Genomic DNA, 20,612 nt, shown 5'->3' with positions numbered 1-20,612 from the left:
CGGACCCTGGGTCAATGCGATCCTCTGGAGGAGCCAGCCATGAGCGGACATATCGACCCGGATCGCCAGGCCTGGGAACTGTTCAAGTCCCTGCCGCGCGACCAGCCGATCCAGATGCTGAACCTTGTGCGGGTGCGGGCGAAAGCCGAGTACCCGGAGGGGCATCCCGACCACGGCAAGGACATCTCCGGCCTGGAGGCCTATCGCGCCTATGGCCGGACCACCGCGCCGATCTTCAAGCGGCTGGGCGGGCGGCAGGTCTGGGCGGGCAAGCCGCAGGTGATGGTGACCGGGCCCCAGGACGAGGTCTGGGACCTGGCCTTCATCGCCGAGTATCCCAGCTCGGAAGCCTTCATGGCCATGGTTCGGGACCCCGACTACCGGGAGTTCGTCAAGCACCGCACCGCCGCCGTGGCCGACTCGCGCCTGCTGCGGCTGGAACCGGTCGAGCCCGGGGAGGGGTTCGGGGAATAGGGCGGAAATCGAGGGAACCACGTCATTTCGGCCAAGTCCCTTCGAGGCCATGATGATCGGCAGACGCCCTGGAGATTCCCATGCTCGCCCTTCGCCCCAACTGCGAATGCTGTGACCGCGACCTGCCGGCGGACAGCGCCGACGCCCGCATCTGCACCTTCGAGTGCACCTTCTGCGCCGACTGCGCGGATGGTCCGCTCGGCGGGGTCTGTCCCAACTGCAGCGGGAATTTCGCCGTGCGACCGATCCGGCCCGCGGCCCTGCTGGTGAAGTACCCGGCCTCCACCGAGCGGGTGGTCGGCAAGCACAAGACCCGCGCCTAGGGCCTATAGTCACCAGCTCTACACTACGGCCGATACAGCCTTGACGGGAAACCTTGGCCCCGCCTTAGTGGCTTGGTTGCGGAATGGCGCGGTCATCGATGAAGCGCATCGCGCTGGTTGCGGCGGTGATTGTCGCGCTCTTTCTGGTTTGGCAGTTCGTCGAGGCCTACAACGCAAACGCGAAGAGGCAGGCGAGGGAGCAAGCCTTCGCGGCCGAGCGTGCGACGGATATTCATGTGACGAGAAATATACTGCATCGATTTCCTCTAAATTTCTCGACGATCGTGGAAATGTACTCAATAGTGTTGAGGTCGGTTCGGCTATTTCCAACAATCGTATCCCTTCTGTAAATATTTCTGATGATCAGTCCTTGGCGTATGCCTGCAACAACGCCAGCTCCGGGCTCGGGTTTGAGACCTTCTCTGGGGTAATGCGTCATGCCAATCTCTTGGCGCAACAGAGCCAGCGCCGAACTTGAGAGGCTGCGTCGTCCCGCTAGGATCGAGTGATTGGGGGGCTTGTCTTGGCTGCGGACATCGACGACCGCTATGCTGGCGACTACCGGGATCTTTCCCCCTGGACCCGGGCTCTGACCGCCGTCTCGCTGCTTTGCCTGGTGCTGCACGCGGGCCGCGCGGGGCTGATGACGTTCGCGGCCGCAAGCGCCGGCGAAACCTGGCTGAACTCGTCGGTGGAGACGCCGGTGGATCTCGCGCTAAAAGGCCTCTTCTTGGCAAGCGCCGGGGTCGGGCTTGCCTGGCTCTACCGAGCGAGCGCCAATGCTCACGCCCTTTCACCCGGTATGAAGCACTCTCCGCGCGCGGCTGTCGGCTGGTTCTTTGTACCGGCTCTGAACTTCCTCTTCAGTCTGTCGGTCGTCTACGAAATCTGGACGCGGAGCGGTGGCCCGGAGCGGGCGAAGATCCTCATCACATGGTGGAGCTTCACCGTCCTATCCATCTACGGCGGCTCAGTATGGATCTTAGGTTTCGAGGCGCCTCTGTTCATTCAAGGCGTCTTTGCGGGATCGACGCTCAGTTTTCTCATTCTCGCCCGCCGCATTGACGGCTTCCAGCGGCTCGCTGCCATGGCGGCCGAGTTCGGCGAGGCGCCTGAGCAAGATCACGTGGTCCCCGAGGACCCTGCCTTCCGACCACCGCCCACCACCGTGGAGACGGTTGATCCTCCCCGCTTCGTTGAGGCCGGCAATTCGTCCCTGCACCTCTCCCGGCGGACGCCGACCTTGAGCGGTCCGGGCGTGATCCTGGTCAGCCGGCCTTCGACGCCCCCACTCGAACCACCAGCGGACGCCTAGGTGGCGGACCCGCGCCAGAGATTCGACCTAGTCCAGAACCCCGGAGATCGCCTCGAACAGGGCCTCGGCGCGCAGGGGCTTGCCGATGTGGCGGTCGGCGCCGGCGGCGGCCGAGGCCTCCACGTCGTCGGTGGAGGTATTGGCGCTGATGACGATGATCGGCGCCCGGGGCAGGCCAGCCCCCTCGGCCTTGCGGATCGCCCGGATGGCGTCCAGCCCGTCCATCACCGGCATCCGCAGGTCCATCAGCACCACGTCGAAGGCGCCGCTGCGCCACGCGTCCACCGCCTGCTGGCCGTTCTCCACGCTCACCACCTCGGCGCCGGCGGCGCCCAGCATCAGCTCCACCACCTTGCGGTTGGTGGGGTTGTCGTCGGCGGCCAGAACCCGCAGGGGCGGGGCGTCGGGCGCCTCATGGCCGTGGACCTGGGCCGGCGGGGCGGCGTCGGCGGCGCGGGCGGCGTCGCCATAGTCCAGCAGTCCGCTCACCAGGCCGTCGAGGTCCTGGGCGCAGGCCAGCATGTCGCGGAGCAGGGCCTGTTGCTGCCCGGTCAGTTCGGTGGCCGCCAGGGCCTGACCCAGGCCCATGACCCCGTTCAGCGGCGTGCGCAGTTCATGGCTCATGTCGGCGACGAACTCGGTCTTGGCGCGGCTGGCGGCCTCGGCCCGGTGCAGGGCCTCCTCCAGGGCCTCGGCTTGACGCTTCATCTGGGTGATGTCGACCCGCAGGCCGATGACCCCGCCGTCGGAGGTGCGCTTCTCCTCGATCATCAGCCAGCGGCCGTCGGCCAGCCTTTGCTCGTGGCGCTCGCCCGAAGGGTTCTTCAACTTGTCCAGACGCTCGGCCAGCCAGGCGTCCTCGCGGCCGATGGCGTCGGGATAGTCGCCCCGCGCCACCCCCATCTTCAGGGTGTCGAACAGCCGCTCGCCCGGACGGAAGAGATCGGCCGAGCGGTGGTAGATTTCGGCGTAGCGCTTGTTCCAGAGAATGTAGCGCCCCTCGGCGTCCAGGAAGACGACGCCCTCCGGCAGCAGGTCGATGGCCTCCCGCAAGCGGTCCTGGGCGATGGCGGCGTCGGCCTCCGCGGCCGCCACGGCGTGGTCGCCGAGACGTCGGCTGAGCCTGCGAAGCAAACGCCCGAACCAGCCGGAAAACCCAGCAACCGCCATGCACAAAGTCCCCGGGGGAGGAATCAATCAGACTACGGGGCGCAGGACAGCCGGAATTGGTTGCGAAAGTGCGACCCGCGCCATCCCTGATAGCAGGATCGTTCCGGCGCCTGCCGATTGGGCAGAGCTTGGCCGTTGGCGCCGCAGGCGTGACCGGCTTCCATTCTCGGCCCGGCGCGGCGTATTCAGGGGCCATGTCCGCGACCATCACCACCGTCGGCCTCGATGCCGACGACACCCTCTGGCACAACGAGACCCTGTTCCGCCTGACCCACGATCGGTTCAGCGCCCTGCTGACGGGAGTCGCCGATCCCGCCGAGGTGGAGGCCCGCCTGGCCGAGGTGGAGAAGCGCAACCTGCGGCTCTACGGCTACGGGGTGAAGGGCTTCACCCTCTCCATGATCGAGACCGCCATGGAGCTGACCGACGGCGAGGCGCCCCCCGCCGTGATCCGCGAGATCCTGGCCGCCGGCCGCGAGATGCTGACCGAGCCCGTGGAGCCCCTGCCGGGCGTCGAGCGCTGCCTGGCCGCGCTCGCCGAACGCTACCGCCTGGTGCTGATCACCAAGGGGGACCTGCTGCACCAGGAGCAGAAGCTGGCGGCGTCGGGGCTTGGGGACCTGTTCGCGGCCGTGGAGATCGTCAGCGAGAAGGACGCCGGCACCTATGAACGCGTCTTCGCCCGCCATGGGTCGGGCGCGGCGGAGGCGGTGATGTGCGGCAACTCCATGCGCTCCGACATCCTGCCGGCCATCGCGGCCGGGGCCTATGGCGCCCACGTGCCCTATCCCCTGACCTGGGCCCACGAGATGGCCGACGCCCCGGTGGACCATCCGCGCTTTGTGGAGCTGGCCTCCATCGAGGACCTTCCGGCCTGGATCGCGAAGATTCCCTGACCTGATGTCACAGCCGCCCGGTCCGCCCCGTCCTAGGGGTGTTGATCGGGAGGATTTCGATGACACGCATCATCGCCGGGGTTCTGGCCGTGGTCCTGGGCGCCAATGCGCTCGTCCAGCTGGGGGCGCCGCTCTGGTGGTATGACGCCGTGCCGGGCGTGCCGAGCACCGGCGCCTTCAATCCGCACTTCGTCCGCGACATCGGCGCGGCCTATCTGGTGACCGCTCTGGGCCTGGCCTGGTTCGCCTGGCGGCCGGTGCAGGGTTGGCCGGCCCTGGTGGCCGGAGCGACCTTCCTGGCCCTGCACACCGGCATCCACCTGTTCGACGCCAGTTGCTCGGCCAGCCCCGTCCCCGACCTGATCCGCGATTTCCCGGGCGTCTACCTGCCGACCCTGCTGGCCGCCGCGATCGCCCTTGTCCGCAAGCCGAAGGAGATTTGAGATGCTGAGAGCCCTGCTGAAAGGCCAGATCGACAAGATGGAGCGCACCTGGGGCTATGACGCCTCGTACATGCGCGACGTGCTGCGCGCCTCGCCGATGAGCTTCCTGAAGTTCGGCTTCGTCAGTCAGATGGTGGACCGCAAGGCCGCCCCCGCCGCGGCCCTGGCCGCCGCCGGCATCGCCGGGACCCTGGCGGAGGACTGCGGCCCCTGCACCCAGATATCCGTGGACATGGCCGCCGCCGGTGGGGTGAAGCCCGCGATCCTGCGCGCCATCCTGGCCGGCGACGAGGCGGCCATGGGGGAGACCGCGGCCCTCGCCTGGCGCTTCGCCCAGGCGAGCCTGGCCCGGGACATGGCGGCGGCTGACCCCCTGCGCGACGAGATCGTCCGCCGCTGGGGCGACAAGGGCCTGGTGGCCATCGGCCTCGCCCTCACCACCGCGCGGATGTATCCCACCCTGAAATACGCCCTCGGCCACGGCCGCGCCTGCTCCCGTGTCACGGTGGCCGGCGAGGCCGCGCCGGTGGTCCACAAGCTCGCAGCCTGATCCATGACGGACACCGACGCCTTCGAAGCCCAGCGCCCCCGACTGATCCGCCTGGCCTACCGCATGCTGGGTTCGGTGGCGGAGGCCGAGGACGCGGTGCAGGACGCCTGGCTGCGCTGGACGCGGGCGGGCGAGGATGTCGCCGACCCCGCCGCCTGGCTGGTGCGCGCCACCAGCCGCCTCTGCCTCGACCGGCTGCGCGCCGCCAAGACCCGGCGCGAGGCCTATCGCGGCCCCTGGCTCCCGGAGCCCCTGATCGAGGACCTCGCCGTCGATCCGGTGGAGCGGGCCGAGGATGTCTCGGTGGCCTTCCTGCTGGCCCTGGAGCGGCTGTCGCCCCTGGAGCGGGCGGTCTTCCTGCTGCACGACGTCTTCGATGAGGACTATGCGGAGGTCGCCGAAACCCTCGGCAAGACCGAGCCCGCCGTGCGCCAGCTGGCCACCCGCGCCCGGGCCCACGTCAAGGAGACCAAGCCCCGCTTCACCGTGAGCCAGGCGGACGCCGCCAAGCTGGCCGCGGCCTTCATGGCCGCCGCCGCCCAGGGGGATATGGCGGCCCTGTCGGCCGTGCTGGCGGAGGACGCGGTGATGGTCACCGACGGCGGCGGCAAGCGGAAGGCGGCCCTGCGCCCCCTGATCGGCCGAGAGGACATCGTGCGCCTGCTGGAGGGACTGGCCTGGCGGGGCGCGGAGGCGTTTCCCCTCAGCTTCCGTTCCGTGCGGATCAACGGCTATCCGGGCCTGGTGCTGATCCGCGAGGACGGCCCGATGACCGTCGCCTTCCAGCCCGGCGCGGACGGCAAGCTCGCCGGCATCTACATGGTGCGCAATCCCGACAAGCTGGGGCATCTGCCGCACTGAGGTTGTCGACCGGCGCTTAGCGAGGGCCTAGATAGGCCGTGCGCTTCGACGAACGCTTCCTCGACGAGATCAAGTCCCGCCTTCGCCCCTCCGATGTCATCGGAAAGACGGTGAAGCTGCGGCGGCAGGGGCGCGAGTATGTCGGGCTGTCGCCCTTCACCAAGGAGAAGACGCCCTCCTTCTATGTGAACGACGACAAGGGCCAGTTCTTCGACTTCTCCTCCGGCAAGACCGGCGACCTGATCAGCTTCCTGCAGGAGACCGAGCGGCTGTCCTTCGTGGAGGCCGTGGAGCGGCTGGCGGCCGAGGCCGGCGTGCCGCTGCCCGCCGTCGATCCCCGCGCCGCCGAGCAGGAGAAGGTTCGCCAGGGCCTGTCGGACTGGCTGGAGCTGGCGGCCCAGTGGTTCGAGGCCGAGCTGCGGCGCCCCGTGGGCAAGGCCGCCCGGGACTATCTGGAACGCCGGGGCCTGCCGGAGAGCGAGTGGGCCCGTTTCCGCCTGGGCTATTCCCCCGCCGGCCGTACGGCCCTGAAGGACTATCTGATCGCCAAGGGCGCCTTGCCCGGTGAGCTGGTGGAGACCGGGCTGCTGATCGCGCCGGAGGAGGGCGGCTCGCCCTATGACCGGTTCCGCGACCGCATCATCTTCCCCATCACCGACCCCCGGGGCCGGGTGGTGTCCTTCGGCGGCCGGGCCCTCGATCCCCAGGCTCGCGCCAAGTACCTGAACGGCCCCGAGACCTCGCTCTTCCACAAGGGTCACCTGCTCTACGGCCTGGCCGAGAGCCGCAAGATCCTGGCCGCCGCCCCCTCCGGCGAGACCCCGCCGCTGGCGGTGGTGGAGGGCTATATGGACGCCATCGCCTGCCAGCGAGCGGGGATCGCCGCCGTGGCGCCCATGGGCACGGCCCTGACCGAGGAGCAGATGGAGCTGCTGTGGCGCCACCACGCCGAGCCGACCCTCTGTTTCGACGGTGACCGCGCCGGCGTCCAAGCGGTCGGCCGCGCCATTGACCGCGCCCTGCCGATCCTCAAGCCCGGCAAGAGCTTCCAGTTCGCGGTGGTGGAAGGCGGCAAGGACCCCGACGAGGTGCTGCGCGAGCAGGGACCCGCGGCCCTGCGCGGCCAGCTGGCCGACACCATTCCTTTCGTCGAGGCCCTGTTCGCCCGCGAGCGGGACCTGGAGAACCTGGACACGCCGGAGCGCAAGGCCGGCTTCAAGGCCCGCCTACGCCAGATCTCCGCGACCATCGCCGACAAGGACCTGCAGCAGGCCTATCGCGAGGAACTGCTAAAACGGTTCGACGCCGCTTTCGGCCGCCCGCCGCAGCAGGCCTTCCAGCCCCAACAGGGGCGCAGGCCCTACACCAAGGGGCGGTTCTGGAAGCCCGAGGACGAGGCCATGCGCCCGCAATCGGCCCTGGCCCAGACCCGGAACATGGTGGCCACGGGCTCACGCCTTGATCCGACCCTGGCGGCCCTGGCCCAGTACGCCCTTAACGATCCGGCGGTCCTGGACGACCATCTGGAGGAGTCCTTCACCGCCAAGGGGTTCGGCGATCCGGCCCTTTCGGAATTGGCGAAGGAAATCATCCGTCTGCGTCTGGAGGCCGAACACCTTGACTCTGCGACCCTCACACGCCATCTGGCGTCTTGCGGGTTTAACGCGCTCCTGACAGACATCGACCGGGCCGCCACGCAAGCGGGCGCGCCCTTCATGAAACCGGATGTCTCCCTCGAAGCCGCTAGATCGCAGTGGTCGCAGGCCTTCGCCCGCCTTTCCAGGCTGGCGGCGCTCGACGAGGCTATCGGATCCGCCAAGGGCAACCTTCGCGGCCGCTCCGACATGGAGGTCCTCGAGCGCCTGAAGGGTGAACGCGACGCACTGAAACGCGCCATCAGAGAATGGAACGATTAGGGCGGATGACGGGTCGTACTTGGGTGCGATCCTGTTTTGACCGCCATTCACCATCTTCGGCCCGACCCTTGCATGAGGGTCGCGGCTGAATCGGAGACCTAGATGAGCACGACCACGGCTGAAGCTGAACCGACGGAAACCACTGGCGGCGACGGGCCCCTGCTCGACCTGACCGATGCCGGCGTCAAGAAGTTCATCAAGCAGGCCAAGGCCCGCGGCTACGTCACGATGGACGAGCTGAACAAGGTGCTGCCGAGCGAGGAAGTCACCTCCGAGGCCATTGAAGACACGCTGGCCATGCTCTCGGAGATGGGCGTCAACGTCGTCGAGGCCGAGGAAGACGCCGAGGGCGGCGAGGTCGCGGTCCGCGAGGAGACCGCGGTCGTCGAGACCCCGAAGGAAGCCGCCTACGACCGCACCGATGACCCGGTGCGCATGTATCTGCGCGAGATGGGTTCGGTCGAACTGCTGTCGCGCGAGGGCGAAATCGCCATCGCCAAGCGGATCGAAGCCGGCCGCGACACCATGATCCGGGGTCTGTGCGAGAGCGCGCTCACCTTCGAAGCCATCATGGTGTGGCGCGAGGAACTGGGCACCGGCCGGATCCTGCTGCGCGAGGTCATCGACCTCGACCTCACCTATAACGGCATCAACGCCGCCGCCGCCGCCGAGGCCCTGGCCAACGCGCCGCCCGAGGAAGAAGAGGCCGAGGAGGCCGAAGCCGAGGTCACCGCCGACGGCGAGGCCGTGGCCAAGGGCGAAAGCGACGACGACGACGACTTCGACGACGGGGCCGGCCCGACGATCAGCGCCATGGAAGGCGAACTGCGCGAAGGGGTCATGGCGACCCTGGACGCTATCGCCGCTGAGTTCGACGCCTTCCGCGCCCTGCAGGAAAAGCTGGTGGGCAAGCGTCTGAAGGGCGAGGACCTCTCCGACGCCGACCGCAAGGCCTACGAGACCGCCAGCCTGGCGATCGTTCAGCACCTCAAGACCCTGAAGCTGAACAACAACCGCATCGAGGCCCTGGTCGAGCAGCTCTACGCCATCAACAAGCGCCTGATGGGCCTGGAAGGCCGCCTGCTGCGCCTGGCCGACAGCTACGGCATCAGCCGCAACGAGTTCCTCAAGGCCTATTTCGGCTCCGAGCTGAACCCGGCCTGGTCCGACCAGGTCAAGCCCCTGGGCGTGCGCTGGACCAAGTTCGTCGAGAATGACGCCAGCCAGATCGGCGACATCCGCCACGAGATCGCGGCGCTCGCCACCGAGACCGGCGTGCCGATCGACGACTATCGCCGCATCGTCCAGACCGTGCAGAAGGGCGAGCGCGAGGCTCGTCAGGCCAAGAAGGAAATGGTGGAGGCCAACCTTCGCCTGGTGATCTCCATCGCCAAGAAGTACACGAATCGCGGCCTGCAATTCCTTGATCTTATTCAGGAAGGCAACATCGGCCTGATGAAGGCGGTCGACAAGTTCGAGTACCGCCGCGGCTACAAGTTCTCCACCTACGCCACCTGGTGGATCCGTCAGGCGATCACCCGTTCGATCGCCGACCAGGCGCGCACCATCCGCATCCCGGTGCACATGATCGAGACGATCAACAAGATCGTCCGCACCAGCCGCCAGATGCTGCACGAGATCGGCCGCGAGCCGACTCCGGAGGAACTGGCCGAGAAGCTGGCCATGCCCCTCGAGAAGGTCCGCAAGGTCCTGAAGATCGCCAAGGAGCCCATCAGCCTCGAGACCCCCATCGGCGACGAGGAAGACAGCCACCTGGGCGACTTCATCGAGGACAAGAACGCGATCCTGCCCATCGATGCGGCCATCCAGTCGAACCTGCGGGAAACCACCACCCGCGTGCTCGCCTCGCTGACGCCCCGTGAGGAACGCGTCCTGCGGATGCGCTTCGGCATCGGGATGAACACCGATCACACCCTCGAAGAGGTGGGCCAGCAGTTCAGCGTGACCCGCGAACGCATCCGTCAGATCGAGGCCAAGGCGCTGCGCAAGCTGAAGCACCCCAGCCGCTCGCGGAAACTGCGCAGCTTCCTGGACAGCTAAGCCGTCAAACCCCGCCTTTCCGGCGGGGTTTTTCGTTTCAGTGCGTCGTCCCGGTGGCCATCTGGAACAAGGTCAGGGCCACCTCCAGCAGGATCAGCCCCACCACGATGGCCTCCAGCCGTAGGGAGCGTTGGGTGTCGATGAGGTCGGTCATCACGGTGACCGTGTCGCCGATCAGGTCCAGCTTGCGCCCCAGGGTCTCGGCCCGCTCCACCAGTTCGTATTCGTCCTCCAGCCGGGCGTAGAGGCGCTCAAGGTCCGGGCGGTCCCAGAGGATGTCGGGCTTTTCGCGCACGGCCACCCGTTCGGCCACCCGGTGCTGCACCAGCAGGGCCGAGCCGATCAGCTTGACCATGGCGCGGCGGCCGCTCGGGCTGCGGCCCTGTTCGGCCAGGACCCGGGCCCAGGGCTCGATGGTGTCGAACACCTGGGCGACCTGGCGTTCGTCGTGGGCGAGCGCGGCGCTCTTGGCCACGGCGTCGGCCACCACCAGCAGCTTGTCGGGCGACAGGGCCCCGATGCGCACCACGCCGTCGGGCTGCACGCCCTCGTCCAGATCGTCCCGGGCCGCCAGGCGGATGGTCTCTTCCTCGTGGATATCCAGGTGGCCCTGCACCCTCGGGCGGATGCCGCGCAGCACCTCGTCCTCGGCGATGGGGTCCAGGCCGATCAGCACCGCCACCCCATAGCGGAACACCACCACCAGCCCATGGCCGACCCGGAAGGACAGCGGGGCGGTGGACAGCGCGTCGCGGCGCTCCAGGCCCGCGGTGTCGATCCGCTCGCCCAGCACCACCGCCCGGGCGGTGAGCGGCTCCAGGCCGACGGGGACGGGAAGCGGCGCGGTGTCCATGGCCTACACCACCACATGCGCGGTCAAGGTTGAAGCCTCCCTGCGGGGTAACATCGGCCCGCCGCGTTACAGCAACTTAATCCCCCGCCCCGCGGAGCTCCTCTAAGCTCGCCCCAACAAGCGGGGAGGCGGCGATGAGTCTGGGCAAGGTGATTGCGTCGGTGTGCGCCCTGGCCCTGACGGCGACCTCGGGGTGGGCCGCCGAGCCCTCCGCGGCCGAGGTCCAGAGGAGCGCCGACAACATCAGGGCCCACGTCACCTTCCTGGCCAGCGACCTGCTGCAGGGGCGCGAGGCGGGATCGCCGGGCTACGACATCGCGGCGGCCTATGCGGCCTCCCAGATGGCCCAGCTAGGCCTCAAGCCCGGCGGGGACAAGGGGACCTATTTCCAGCACGTGCCGATGGTGGCCTACCAGGCCGCCGACCAGGGGACCTTCGTCCTGCGTGACAAGGCGGGCAAGGCCGTGCCCCTCGTGTTCGGCGAGGACTACATCGTCAGCCGCAATCCGGTGGCGGCCCAGACCCGGGTGTCGGCGCCTCTGGTGTTCGTCGGCTATGGCGTCGTGGCGCCGGAGCACAAGCGCAACGACTATGCCGGTCTGAACGTGAAGGGGAAGATCGTCGTGGCCCTGAGCGGCGCGCCGCCCTCCTACCAGACCGAGGAGCGCGCGTACTACGCCAGCGGGCGCACCAAGCGGGCCCTGGCCGAGGCCCGAGGCGCTGTGGGCTTCGTCCAGGTCGGCACGCCCGGCGACGAGAAGCTCTATCCCTTCGCCAATTCCGTCCGCCAGTGGAAGACCTGGGGCATGAGCTGGCGCACCACCTCCGGCGCCGCCTTCGCCGTGGCGCCCAAGACCCCCCTGCTGGCCGCCATCAGCGTCAAGGGCGCCGAGAAGCTGTTCGCCGGCGCGCCGGCCGACCTCAACCGCATCGTCGAGATGGCTCAGTCCAAGGCCGCCGACCCGCCGCGCTTCGCCTTACCGCTCACCCTGGAGGCGGCCTTCGCCACCACCATCAAGCCGGTGGAGAGCTCCAATGTCGTGGGCCTGATCGAGGGCGCCGATCCCGAGCTGAAGGACGAGGTGGTGGTGCTCAGCGCCCACCTCGATCACCTGGGGGTGACCGAGCCGGTCAATGGCGACGCCATCAACAACGGCGCCCTGGACAACGCCGCGGGCAGCGCCACCACCCTGGAGGTGGCCCGCATGTTCCGCGACTCCGGCCAGCCGCCCAAGCGGACCATCCTGTTCCTGCTCGACACCGGGGAGGAGAAGGGCCTGGTGGGCGCCGAGTACTTCGCGCGCAATCCCACCGTGCCGCTGGCCAGCATCGTCGCCGATGTCGACCTCGACATGCCCATCCTGACCTATGATTTCACCGATGTGGTGGCCTTCGGCGCCGAGCGGTCGAGCATCGGGCCGGCAGTGCGCCGGGCGGCGGCGGCCATGAATGTGGCGCTGTCTCCCGACCCCATGCCCGACGAGGGGCTGTTCACCCGCTCCGACCACTATCGGTTCGTGGAGGTCGGCGTGCCGGCGGTGTTCTTCATGACCGGCTTCGCCAACGGCGGAGAGAAAGAATTCCGCACCTTCCTGGCCGAGCGCTACCACAAGCCCAATGACGACCTCAGCCAGGCGATCAACTGGTCGGCCGGCGCCAAGTTCGCGCGGCTGAACTACGAGGTGACGCGGGACCTGACCGATGCGCCCGAGAAGCCGGCCTGGAACCGGGGCGACTTCTTCGGGACGAAGTACAGCCGCAAGCCCTAGCGCCAGCCGTAGTTGAAGCTGATGGAGATCCGCTCCTTGCGGGCGGCGTTGGGCGGCACCTCGTGGCGAAGCCAGCTCTCCCACATCAGGATCGAGCCCGGCTCCGGTTGCAGATAGACGAAGGTCCTGGCCGTTTCGGCGGCCTCGGCCAGCCGCGGCGGGGCGGCCATCATCAGCGGCAGGCGGGGATCCTCCAGCTTCAGGGCGCTGGCGCCCTTGGGGGTGGCCACATAGACGGTGCCGGAGATGACGCTGTGGGGGTGGATGTGGCCCGAATGGGCCGCGCCCGGCTTGAGGATGTTCACCCAGAGGCTGTCCATCCGCAGCCGGCCGCGCCCGAGATCCAGCTCGAGGGCCTTGGCGTAGGCCTGGGCGTGCTTGTCGAGCTTGGTCTTCAGCGCCCCGAACACGCTGGCCCGCTGGGGCAGGTCGTCCAGGGAGGCGTAGGAGGTATAGCCGCCATAGGCGTGCTCGCGGCACCAGGCCTGGCCCGCCAGGTCCTCGTCGGCCAGCATGTGGGCGGCCTCCTCGAGCTCGGCGTTGAACTCGGAGAAGCCGCGCTCGGCGGCGAGGGTGGCCTCGTAGACCTGGGTGACGAAGAGCGGACGGGTGGACATGCGACCGGCGCTAACCGGCCCCACGGCCAATGTCAAAGTTCGCCGGACCCCGCCTGCAGTCGGAGCAGGTCGGTCATCATCTCGGCGGCGAGCCGTCCGACCTGGGCCTGGGCCTGGGCGTGATGGTCGGCGACCCGTTTGGCGGCGATGGCCCGGCCGAGCGGCGAGGGGCCGGCGCCGTCGGTCAGGGGCAGGGTGGCGATGTCAGGCGCGGCGGCGGACCTCGCGGCTTGCGAGGTGCGGTTGAACTGCTCCACGGCCAGGAAGAAGCCGTACTGCGCGGTAATGATCGGGTCCATGTTTCAACCTCCACGCACGGTGTAGAGGCGGCGCGGTTAAGCTATCGCGCATGGAATTGGTCAAAGAGCTTTATGTATATTCACGCTCGAAATGAGTATATCCATTTCGGGTATAAAGCTTTCGTTGTCAGGCTAGGATATCCAGCAGGTCGCCGGTCATCTCGTCGGCGGTGCGGATCACCGCCAGGTTGGCGCTGAACTCGTGCTTGGCCGTGATCTGCTCCACCACCTCGTTGGTGTAGTCGACGTCGGCGGTGGGGTCGCCCATCTGCGCGGTCCGCTGGGCGGAGGCTTCGAAGCGGCGGGTGGCGGCGAACAGGCCATACTGGGCCGTGGCGATGGGGTTCATGATTCAGCCCTCCTGGACCCTAGCCTGAACCCTCCGCGGTAAAGCTTTCGCCAGCGAAGATGGTGAACGAAATCAGGGGGTGTGCGAGCCCCGCCTCGGGCTCTCGGAGCCTCGCCTCCGGAACTCCCAGACGCCCCGCCTGAAAAGCGCCACGGTCGAGGTGTGGTGTCTCTCCGAAATCGTGGAGGAAAACGTCGATGATCCGTATCTCGATGATCGTGGCCCTGGCCCTGGCGCTGGCGGGCTCGGCGGGCGCGGCCCTGGCCGGGCCGATGAGCAATCCGCCGAGCGAGCGGACGATCTGCATCGACGTCGGCGGCCAGAGCCTGCCGGCGGTGTGCAAGGTCCCGGCCAGCCGGCTGGATAAGCGCGAGGACTTCTGCCTCTGCCACCAGGGCGTCAAGGTGACCGCGCCCGTCTGCGGCCCCGGCCAGAAGGCGCCCGGCGAGACTCTCGCCTATGAGAAGGCGCGCAAGGCCGCCGCCCGCGATGGCAGCCTCATCGGCGACCTCTATCAGGGCCGCCCGATGTGCGTCGCCGCGCGCGACCCGCTCAGCAACAACTAGGGCGCTATTTCCCGAGCGCGCCGTAGACCAGCTTCTGGAAGACGGGCAGGGCGACGCGGCCGCCCATGCGCTGGCCGGTGGCCAGCTGGCTGGCGGCTTCGGGTCCGAGCGGCATGGAGTTCTGGATCAGGTAGAGCATGACCATGTCCTCGGCCGGGTCGGCCTGCCACCAGGTGCCGAAGGCGCCGGGCCAGCCGAAGGCCCCCTTGGAGCCGGCGCCCATCCAGGCCTGCTTCTCCGGGTCGGTGATCACCGAGAGGCCGAGGCCGAAGCCCTGGCCCATCCAGAAGGGGATGCCCATGAAGGGGATCTCGCGCTGGGCGTCGGTGAGGCGGTTGGCGGTCATCAGCTCCACGGTTTCGGGCTTCAGCAGCCGCACCCCGTTCAACTCGCCCTTGCCCAGCATCAGGCGCGCGAAGGTCAGGTAGTCGTCGGCTGTGGAGATCAGGCCGCCGCCGCCGCCGCAGAAGGCCGGGGGCGCGTCCTCATGGACGAAGGAGACGTCCTGCAGCTTGTCGGTCTCGGGGTCGACCCGGTAGAGCTTGGCCATCCGGTCGCGCTTCTCCGGCGGACACCAGAAGTCGGTGTCGGTCATGCCGAGGGGCCCCAGAATCCGCTCCATCAGGAATTCGCGGAAGCCCATTCCGGCGATGCGGCCCACCAGGAAGCCGAGCACGTCGGTGGCGTGGCTGTAGTGGAACCGATCGCCCGGCGGATAGGACAGCGGCAGCTCCGCCAGCCGCTCCATCCAGATGTCGGGGGCGTGCGGGTTGCCGATGGGGGAGCCGAGCGCCTTCTCATAGGCGTGCGCGATGGGCCCCACAGAGGTGAAGCCATAGGCCAGGCCCGAGCGGTGGGTCATCAGGTCGTCGATGGTGATGTCGCGGGGCGCGTCATAGACCTCGTCCAGCGGGCCGCTGGCGGACTTCAGCACCTTCATGTTCGCGAATTCGGGCGCCCACTTGGTGATGGGGTCGTCGAGGCTCACCTTGCCCTCTTCCACCAGCATCATCAGGGCGACGGAGGTGATCGGCTTGGTCATGGAGGCGATGCGGAACATCGTGTCCCGGGTCATCGGCTTGCCGCCGGCGATGTCGCGCATCCCGATGGTGTTGACCTGGGCCACCTCGCCCTTGCGCCACAGCAGGGTGACGAATCCCGACAGGTCGCCGGCGTCCACGACGCCCTGCAGGTTGGGCGCGATCTGCGCCAGACCCTCGGTGGAGAAGCCGCCCAAAGACTGATCGCCGTCCATCGTCATTCCACCCTGTTGGTCCCGGGTCCATGATGCCCCGCGTTCTGTGACGTGATTGCGTCGGGTGACGCAGGCGCCGTCAAGCAAAAGGGGAGGGCCGGCATGGCCTATGAACGAGTCGGCGAGCCCGTCGCGCCGCATTGGGTGTTCATCTTCCGCCTGATCCGCAACGTGGTCCTGGCCCTAGTGCTGATCACGGGCTCGCTGGCGGCCGGGATGTGGGGCTACCACACCTATGAGGCCAAGCCCTGGATCGACGCCTTCGCCGAGGCCGCGATGATCCTGTCGGGCATGGGGCCCCTGAGCGCGCCCGACACCGACGCCGGCAAGCTGTTCGCCGGGGGCTATGCGATCTATTCGGGCCTGTTCCTGGTGGCCACCGCCGGGATCATCCTGGCGCCGGTCCTGCACCGTCTGCTGCACCACATGCATGCGTCCGACGAGGACGAGAACCCGTGAGGGCCACGCTTGCGTCCGCCGCCGACGCCTGAGCGTAAAGGGAGCGAGCCTTCCACCCGCCTTCAGCTCCTGGACCCGATGCCGCGCTCGATCCGTCGTCCCCTCCGCCTTGGCCTGGCCGCGGCCACCGCCGCCCTGACGGCGGCCTGTTCGCCGCTCACCCTGTTCTCCACCTTCACGCCGAAGGATCCCGCCAGCCGTCTCAACTCCGGCACGGCCTATGGCGCCCTGTCGCGGCAGAGGCTCGACGTCTACGCCCCCCGCCGAACCAAGGCCGGCGCTCCCGTGGCCGTGTTCTTCTATGGCGGCTCCTGGGATTCCGGACGGCGGCAGGACTACCGCTGGGTGGGTCAGGCCCTGGCCGCCCAGGGCTATGTCACCGTGGTCCCCGACTATCGGATCTATCCGGAGGTGACCTATCCGCACTTCCTCGAGGACGGGGCCGCGGCGATCCGCTGGGCCGTGGACCACGCCGCCGCCTATGGGGGCGATCCCAGCCGCATCGTGCTGATCGGCCATTCGGCGGGCGCCTACAACGCCGTGATGCTGGGCCTGGACGGCCGCTACCTGAAGGCCCAAGGCGTCGACATCCATCGCATCCGCGCCGTGGCGGGCCTGTCGGGTCCCTATGACTTCGTGCCCCTGGACGGTCCGATCACCCGGCGCACCTTCGGCGGGACCCCCGACCTCGCCGCCACCCAGCCCGCCACCTATGTCAGCGCCGCCAGCCCGCCCGCCTTCCTGGCCACCGGCGACGCCGACCGCACGGTCTTTCCCCGCAACACCAAGGCGCTGGCCCGAACCCTGCGCGGCGCGGGGGTGCGGGTGGAGGAGCGCCACTATGCGGGGATCGACCACGCCGGCATGGTCCTGGCCCTGTCGCGCCCCTTGCGGGGCCGGGCCCCGGTGCTGGCCGAGATGAGCGCCTTCCTGGACGCCGCGGTGAAGCCGGACGCCGATTGACAGGCGAGGCTCCGCGCGACTAAGCGGAGCCATGGCCTCCGCCCTGACCCGCGCCCAACAACAGCAACGCCACCTAATGGCGGTGCGGGTGCGCGCGAGCGGTTCGGTCTAGGTCCCGATCCCTCTTCAAATGCGCCACCCACCCCGCCCGGCCGGCGGGGGCGTCCTGCTGTCCGGACCCTCGCCAAAGGAGACCCCATGACCAAGTTCTTCGCCACCGAGGCGGCCGTCGAACGCATCGGCGCCGGCCTGCTGGACCGATCCCTGCCCAAGGCCGACTGGACCCACGCGGCCCACTTCGCCGCGGCCCTGTGGCTGCTGCGCCGCCACCCCCATGCCGAGGTGTCGGCGCGGATGCCGGACCTGATCCGGGCCTACAACGCGGCGGTGGGCGGGGTGAACTCCGACACCGAGGGCTATCACGAGACCATCACCCAGGCCTCGATCGGGGAGGCCGCCCGCTTCCTGGCCGGACGGCCGGCGGCCGAGCCGCTGCATGAGGTGGTGGATCGTCTGATGGCCTCGCCCCTGGGCGACCGCGACTGGCTGCTGGCCTACTGGAGCAAGGAGCGCCTGTTCTCCGTGGCGGCGCGGCGGGGCTGGGTGGCGCCGGACCTGGCGGCTCTGCCGGAGGGTTGATGGCCTGGCCGCCTTCCGCCACCGTCGCGGCCATGGACAAGAGCTCGAACCGCCCCGCCCAGGTCATCATCCTCAACGGCGTGGGCAGCGTCGGGAAGAGTTCGACGGCCCGGGCGCTGATCTTCGGCTTCCGGCCCTACTGACACGCCTGTCCGGATCGCTTGCGGTCGTAGGCCGCCACCAGGCTCTGATAGGGCGGCAGGAAGGTGTGCAGCTTGACCGCCTTGCCGTCCGTGGAGGTCCCGGCGACCCCGGCCCGGATCTCGAAGTGCATGTGGATGGTGGTGGGGGTGCCGCCGAAGTCGTTGGAGGCCTTGCCCAGGTTGTCGCCGGCCTTGACCGAGGCGCCTTCCTTCACCGCCAGCTGGCTCATCCGCATGTGCAGGTAGCGATAGACGCGGTGCGGGGCGGCCGAGCCGGTGAGGGTGACGGTGTAGGTCCCGACGTCGGTGATGATCCCGTCCTCGGCGGCCACCACCCAGTGGACGTCCTTCTTGCAGGTGGCCGGCCGGATATCCTGGCCCTGGTGGCCCTTGCCGGACACGCAGAGCGGGCTGGCGTAGCCGCGGCTCTCACAGAAATTGTCGCGCCAGGGCAGGCTGTAATTGCTGGAGTCGCACTGGTTGGGCTTGTCCTTCGGACCCATGCCGCCCCCCGCGCCATAGACCTGGGAGTTGGCGAAAGCGTCCTCGGCGAAGGGGAAGCAGAGGTTGGGCGACCAGACGGTGCGGTCGAGATAGCCCGAGCCGGATTTCGGGACCAGATCGCCGGCCGGGAAGTGGCCGAAGCTGCCCGCCGACGGGGCGTCGGGAGTCTTGGCCGGATCGGCGGCGGGTTGGGGCTGGGCCTCGTCGGGAAGCTGCTCGACGCCGCCGTCGCCCACGGGCTCCTCGGGCTCGGCGGCCGGGCCCGAGGGCGTCGTCGCGCCAGAGGCGGCGGGGGTGGGAGAGGGGCCGGCGCCGGGGGCGGGCGGGCTTCCGAACCAGCCGGAATTGTAGCCCACCAGGGCCAGGACCGCGATGACGATCAGGATCAGGATGATGAGCGGCGCGCGCATCTAGGCCCCCAGTCCGGCGGCCTGACGGGCGGCCTTGCCCATCACCACGACGGTGCTCTTGGCCACCAGGCCCCGCACGAAGCCGTCGGTGCGGCAGCGGGCGTCCGACGGCGCGTCGCAGCGCAGCTCGACGGTGTAGAGCACGCCGTAGCGCACGAAGCTGGCGAGCTGGCCGTCCACCGTGCGCTGGACCACCAGCTGCTCGGGTCCGACGGCGGGCAGGTTCAGCTTGGAGCCGGCGGGCAGGGGCGTGGTCTCCGCCGTGCCGGTCAGCGAGACCCGCGCCGCGCTCAGATTGGCGGTGATCGAATAGTAGTCGCCGAAGGAATAGATCCGCGCCCCGCTCATCAGGTCGGCGTCGGCTGGCAGGAGGATCGGCAGCTTGGTCTTGTCCACCGCCGCCGGGTCCAGGCCCCGGCCGAGGCCCGGGCCGGCATTGCCGCTCTGGCGCAGGCCGCCGACCGCGCCGCGCCAGTCGATCCCGTCCGGGCTCGGGGGGCGGGGGCCAATGGCCGCGGGCGCGGCCAGCCCGCCCGGACGGGTGAGGGCGGGCCGTGTCGGCGCCGTCTGGGCGCTGGCGGTGACGCAGGTCAGCGCCGCGCCGACCGCGATCAGAGCTTGGATCCTTGGACTACGCATTGGCCACCCCCGCGTCAGAGCCAAGCTTGGCGCATTTGACGCATGCTGTTAACCCTCGGTTGCAACCCAATACGGTTTTCCCCCTATCGCGCCGAAAAGACTGGCGAATTCTCCTGTTGATTGAACCGGCCCGGGCGTCATTGCTTGACCTAGGGGCAGGCTTGTTGCGCCGCCGCAATTGAACCGGCGCCGGTTGCTGGCTATATGCACAGCCGTTGTCGACGCGGGTTTCGCGCCAGTGTGCGCCCGCGCCTTGTGTAAGGAAGCGCCATGCTCGTCACCCTGATGAAGGCCAAGCTGCACCGCGCCACGGTGACCCAGGCCGACATGGACTACGAAGGCTCCATCGCCATCGACCGCGAGCTGCTGGACGCCTCCGGCATCCTGCCGCACGAGCAGGTGGACGTGCTCAACATCACCACCGGCGCCCGCTTCACCACCTACGCCATCGAGGCGCCACGCGGCTCCAAGGTCATCGGCGTCAATGGCGCGGCCGCGCGCCTGGTGCAGAAGGGCGACAAGGTCATCATCGTGACCTACGGCCTGCTGCCGGCCGAGGAGGCCCGCAACTACTCCCCCACCGTCGTGCTGCTCGACGACGCCAACGACATCAAGAAGGCCGCCTGATGCGCGCGCTCGTCCTGCTGGCGGCGGCGGGCCTGAGCCTCGCCGCCTGCTCGCCGGGCGCGCCCAAGGGCATCGACAAGGCCGCCCTCGACGCCGCGGTCAACGAACGGGTCGGAGACCCGGGCACCTGCGTGCTGATCGGCGAGACTGGGTCCGGCGAGGTGGTCTATCGTTTCGGCTCCAACGTCACCTGCGGCCGGGTGCTGCCGGCCTGCAATGGGGCCACCCGCACGGTCGACGCCCTGCTGAAGGTCACCGCCAAGAGCCGGGCGCCGGCCAATATCAGTTGCGACAGCTCGCCGGATGGCGCCCGGACCGTGGCCTGGGCCGCCGGCGGGGTCGAGACCCACGACGAGCTGGTCTACGCCGCGGCCATGGAAGGCGACAAGACGCCCCCCGGCGTGGTGATCGCCGACAAGCTGGCCGCCGCCTTCGCCGCGGCCGGCCTGATCAAGAAATAGGGGCTTCGGCGCCCGCTTCCGGTGATCGTCATCCCCGGGACAAGCCGGGG

General features: G+C 68.9%; 25 protein-coding genes. 17 read left to right on the top strand and 8 right to left on the bottom strand.

Features of this window, described 5'->3' with window-relative positions; all coding sequences use genetic code 11:
* Positions 1-39 precede the first annotated feature (39 nt).
* The 3 genes from AC1RN5_RS12115 to AC1RN5_RS12105 all read left to right on the top strand — a co-directional run bounded on the left by AC1RN5_RS12115 (position 40) and on the right by AC1RN5_RS12105 (position 2,112).
* Positions 40-474 carry a DUF1330 domain-containing protein gene (locus AC1RN5_RS12115; protein ID WP_493041393.1) on the top strand — a complete coding sequence of 145 codons (435 nt, stop codon included), beginning with the start codon at positions 40-42 and terminating at the stop codon, positions 472-474.
* 80 nt (positions 475-554) lie between these two features.
* Complete coding sequence (locus AC1RN5_RS12110) at positions 555-797, top strand: DUF1272 domain-containing protein (protein ID WP_493041392.1); 243 nt, start codon at positions 555-557, stop codon at positions 795-797.
* A gap of 523 nt (positions 798-1,320) precedes the next feature.
* A complete protein-coding gene (locus AC1RN5_RS12105; protein WP_493041391.1) occupies positions 1,321-2,112 on the top strand; it encodes a DUF4328 domain-containing protein in 792 nt (263 codons plus the stop codon).
* Positions 2,113-2,139: 27 nt separating this feature from the next.
* Here AC1RN5_RS12105 and AC1RN5_RS12100 read toward each other — a convergent pair whose 3' ends face one another.
* Positions 2,140-3,282 (bottom strand): response regulator, encoded by a 1,143-nt coding sequence (locus AC1RN5_RS12100; protein WP_493041390.1) that lies wholly within the window; start codon positions 3,280-3,282, stop codon positions 2,140-2,142.
* A gap of 194 nt (positions 3,283-3,476) precedes the next feature.
* On the opposite strand from AC1RN5_RS12100, the gene AC1RN5_RS12095 reads away from it, so the two are divergent.
* The 6 genes from AC1RN5_RS12095 (at position 3,477) to rpoD (ending at position 10,009) form a co-directional block, all read left to right on the top strand.
* Positions 3,477-4,178 (top strand): HAD family hydrolase, encoded by a 702-nt coding sequence (locus AC1RN5_RS12095; protein WP_493041389.1) that lies wholly within the window; start codon positions 3,477-3,479, stop codon positions 4,176-4,178.
* 59 nt (positions 4,179-4,237) lie between these two features.
* Positions 4,238-4,621 (top strand): hypothetical protein, encoded by a 384-nt coding sequence (locus AC1RN5_RS12090; protein WP_493041388.1) that lies wholly within the window; start codon positions 4,238-4,240, stop codon positions 4,619-4,621.
* Position 4,622: 1 nt separating this feature from the next.
* Entirely contained in the window at positions 4,623-5,171 is a 549-nt protein-coding gene (locus tag AC1RN5_RS12085) for a hypothetical protein (RefSeq protein WP_493041387.1), read from the top strand.
* 3 nt (positions 5,172-5,174) lie between these two features.
* The gene (sigJ, locus tag AC1RN5_RS12080; protein WP_493041386.1) at positions 5,175-6,032 is read left to right on the top strand and encodes an RNA polymerase sigma factor SigJ; all 858 of its coding nucleotides are present in this window, start codon (positions 5,175-5,177) and stop codon (positions 6,030-6,032) included.
* 38 nt (positions 6,033-6,070) lie between these two features.
* Entirely contained in the window at positions 6,071-7,948 is a 1,878-nt protein-coding gene (gene dnaG, locus AC1RN5_RS12075; RefSeq protein ID WP_493041385.1) for a DNA primase, read from the top strand.
* A gap of 102 nt (positions 7,949-8,050) precedes the next feature.
* Positions 8,051-10,009, top strand: a complete 1,959-nt coding sequence (rpoD, locus tag AC1RN5_RS12070; protein WP_493041384.1) for an RNA polymerase sigma factor RpoD — start codon at positions 8,051-8,053, stop codon at positions 10,007-10,009.
* A 37-nt stretch (positions 10,010-10,046) separates the two neighbouring features.
* On the opposite strand, the gene AC1RN5_RS12065 is transcribed toward rpoD, so the two are convergent.
* Entirely contained in the window at positions 10,047-10,862 is an 816-nt protein-coding gene (locus AC1RN5_RS12065; RefSeq protein ID WP_493041383.1) for an RMD1 family protein, read from the bottom strand.
* A 134-nt stretch (positions 10,863-10,996) separates the two neighbouring features.
* On the opposite strand from AC1RN5_RS12065, the gene AC1RN5_RS12060 reads away from it, so the two are divergent.
* Positions 10,997-12,631: a M28 family metallopeptidase gene (locus AC1RN5_RS12060; RefSeq protein WP_493041382.1), complete on the top strand. Its 1,635-nt coding sequence runs from the start codon at positions 10,997-10,999 to the stop codon at positions 12,629-12,631.
* Here AC1RN5_RS12060 and AC1RN5_RS12055 read toward each other — a convergent pair.
* The 3 genes from AC1RN5_RS12055 to AC1RN5_RS12045 all read right to left on the bottom strand — a co-directional run bounded on the left by AC1RN5_RS12055 (position 12,628) and on the right by AC1RN5_RS12045 (position 13,896).
* On the bottom strand, positions 12,628-13,248 hold the full coding sequence (locus AC1RN5_RS12055; RefSeq protein WP_493041381.1) for a TIGR02466 family protein: 621 nt from the start codon (positions 13,246-13,248) through the stop codon (positions 12,628-12,630). The genes AC1RN5_RS12060 and AC1RN5_RS12055 overlap by 4 nt on opposite strands.
* 32 nt (positions 13,249-13,280) lie before the next feature.
* Positions 13,281-13,547, bottom strand: coding sequence for a hypothetical protein (locus AC1RN5_RS12050; RefSeq protein ID WP_493041380.1), 267 nt, complete (start codon positions 13,545-13,547; stop codon positions 13,281-13,283).
* 127 nt (positions 13,548-13,674) lie between these two features.
* A complete protein-coding gene (locus tag AC1RN5_RS12045; RefSeq protein ID WP_421930664.1) occupies positions 13,675-13,896 on the bottom strand; it encodes a flagellar basal body rod C-terminal domain-containing protein in 222 nt (73 codons plus the stop codon).
* Between the two features lie 197 nt (positions 13,897-14,093).
* On the opposite strand from AC1RN5_RS12045, the gene AC1RN5_RS12040 reads away from it, so the two are divergent.
* On the top strand, positions 14,094-14,462 hold the full coding sequence (locus AC1RN5_RS12040; protein ID WP_493041379.1) for a hypothetical protein: 369 nt from the start codon (positions 14,094-14,096) through the stop codon (positions 14,460-14,462).
* 4 nt (positions 14,463-14,466) lie between these two features.
* On the opposite strand, the gene AC1RN5_RS12035 is transcribed toward AC1RN5_RS12040, so the two are convergent.
* Positions 14,467-15,717, bottom strand: a complete 1,251-nt coding sequence (locus tag AC1RN5_RS12035) for a serine hydrolase domain-containing protein (protein ID WP_493041378.1) — start codon at positions 15,715-15,717, stop codon at positions 14,467-14,469.
* Between the two features lie 102 nt (positions 15,718-15,819).
* Between AC1RN5_RS12035 and AC1RN5_RS12030 the strand changes: the two genes are divergently transcribed.
* The 4 genes from AC1RN5_RS12030 to AC1RN5_RS12015 all read left to right on the top strand — a co-directional run bounded on the left by AC1RN5_RS12030 (position 15,820) and on the right by AC1RN5_RS12015 (position 17,921).
* Complete coding sequence (locus AC1RN5_RS12030) at positions 15,820-16,176, top strand: hypothetical protein (RefSeq protein WP_493041377.1); 357 nt, start codon at positions 15,820-15,822, stop codon at positions 16,174-16,176.
* 78 nt (positions 16,177-16,254) lie between these two features.
* On the top strand, positions 16,255-17,139 hold the full coding sequence (locus AC1RN5_RS12025; protein ID WP_493041376.1) for an alpha/beta hydrolase: 885 nt from the start codon (positions 16,255-16,257) through the stop codon (positions 17,137-17,139).
* Between the two features lie 198 nt (positions 17,140-17,337).
* Entirely contained in the window at positions 17,338-17,778 is a 441-nt protein-coding gene (locus AC1RN5_RS12020; RefSeq protein ID WP_493041375.1) for a hypothetical protein, read from the top strand.
* Complete coding sequence (locus AC1RN5_RS12015; protein WP_493041374.1) at positions 17,778-17,921, top strand: hypothetical protein; 144 nt, start codon at positions 17,778-17,780, stop codon at positions 17,919-17,921. Before AC1RN5_RS12020 ends, AC1RN5_RS12015 begins: the two co-directional genes overlap by 1 nt.
* Here AC1RN5_RS12015 and AC1RN5_RS12010 read toward each other — a convergent pair.
* Both AC1RN5_RS12010 and AC1RN5_RS12005 read right to left on the bottom strand, forming a co-directional pair.
* On the bottom strand, positions 17,915-18,835 hold the full coding sequence (locus AC1RN5_RS12010) for a M23 family metallopeptidase (protein WP_493041373.1): 921 nt from the start codon (positions 18,833-18,835) through the stop codon (positions 17,915-17,917). The two genes, AC1RN5_RS12015 and AC1RN5_RS12010, sit on opposite strands and share 7 nt — an antisense overlap.
* Complete coding sequence (locus AC1RN5_RS12005; protein ID WP_493041372.1) at positions 18,836-19,474, bottom strand: hypothetical protein; 639 nt, start codon at positions 19,472-19,474, stop codon at positions 18,836-18,838. It abuts the gene before it with no gap.
* A 270-nt stretch (positions 19,475-19,744) separates the two neighbouring features.
* On the opposite strand from AC1RN5_RS12005, the gene panD reads away from it, so the two are divergent.
* Together panD and AC1RN5_RS11995 are read left to right on the top strand one after the other, a co-directional pair.
* The gene (gene panD / locus AC1RN5_RS12000; protein ID WP_304700681.1) at positions 19,745-20,101 is read left to right on the top strand and encodes an aspartate 1-decarboxylase; all 357 of its coding nucleotides are present in this window, start codon (positions 19,745-19,747) and stop codon (positions 20,099-20,101) included.
* A complete protein-coding gene (locus AC1RN5_RS11995) occupies positions 20,101-20,562 on the top strand; it encodes a hypothetical protein (protein WP_421930674.1) in 462 nt (153 codons plus the stop codon). The genes panD and AC1RN5_RS11995 overlap by 1 nt, the downstream gene beginning before the upstream one ends.
* Positions 20,563-20,612: the final 50 nt, after the last annotated feature.

The sequence above is a fragment of the Phenylobacterium sp. GW821-FHT12F10 genome (assembly GCF_058806695.1).
Note: the sequence above shows the minus strand (reverse complement) of the source record. Positions and strands in the feature narration are given on the sequence as shown.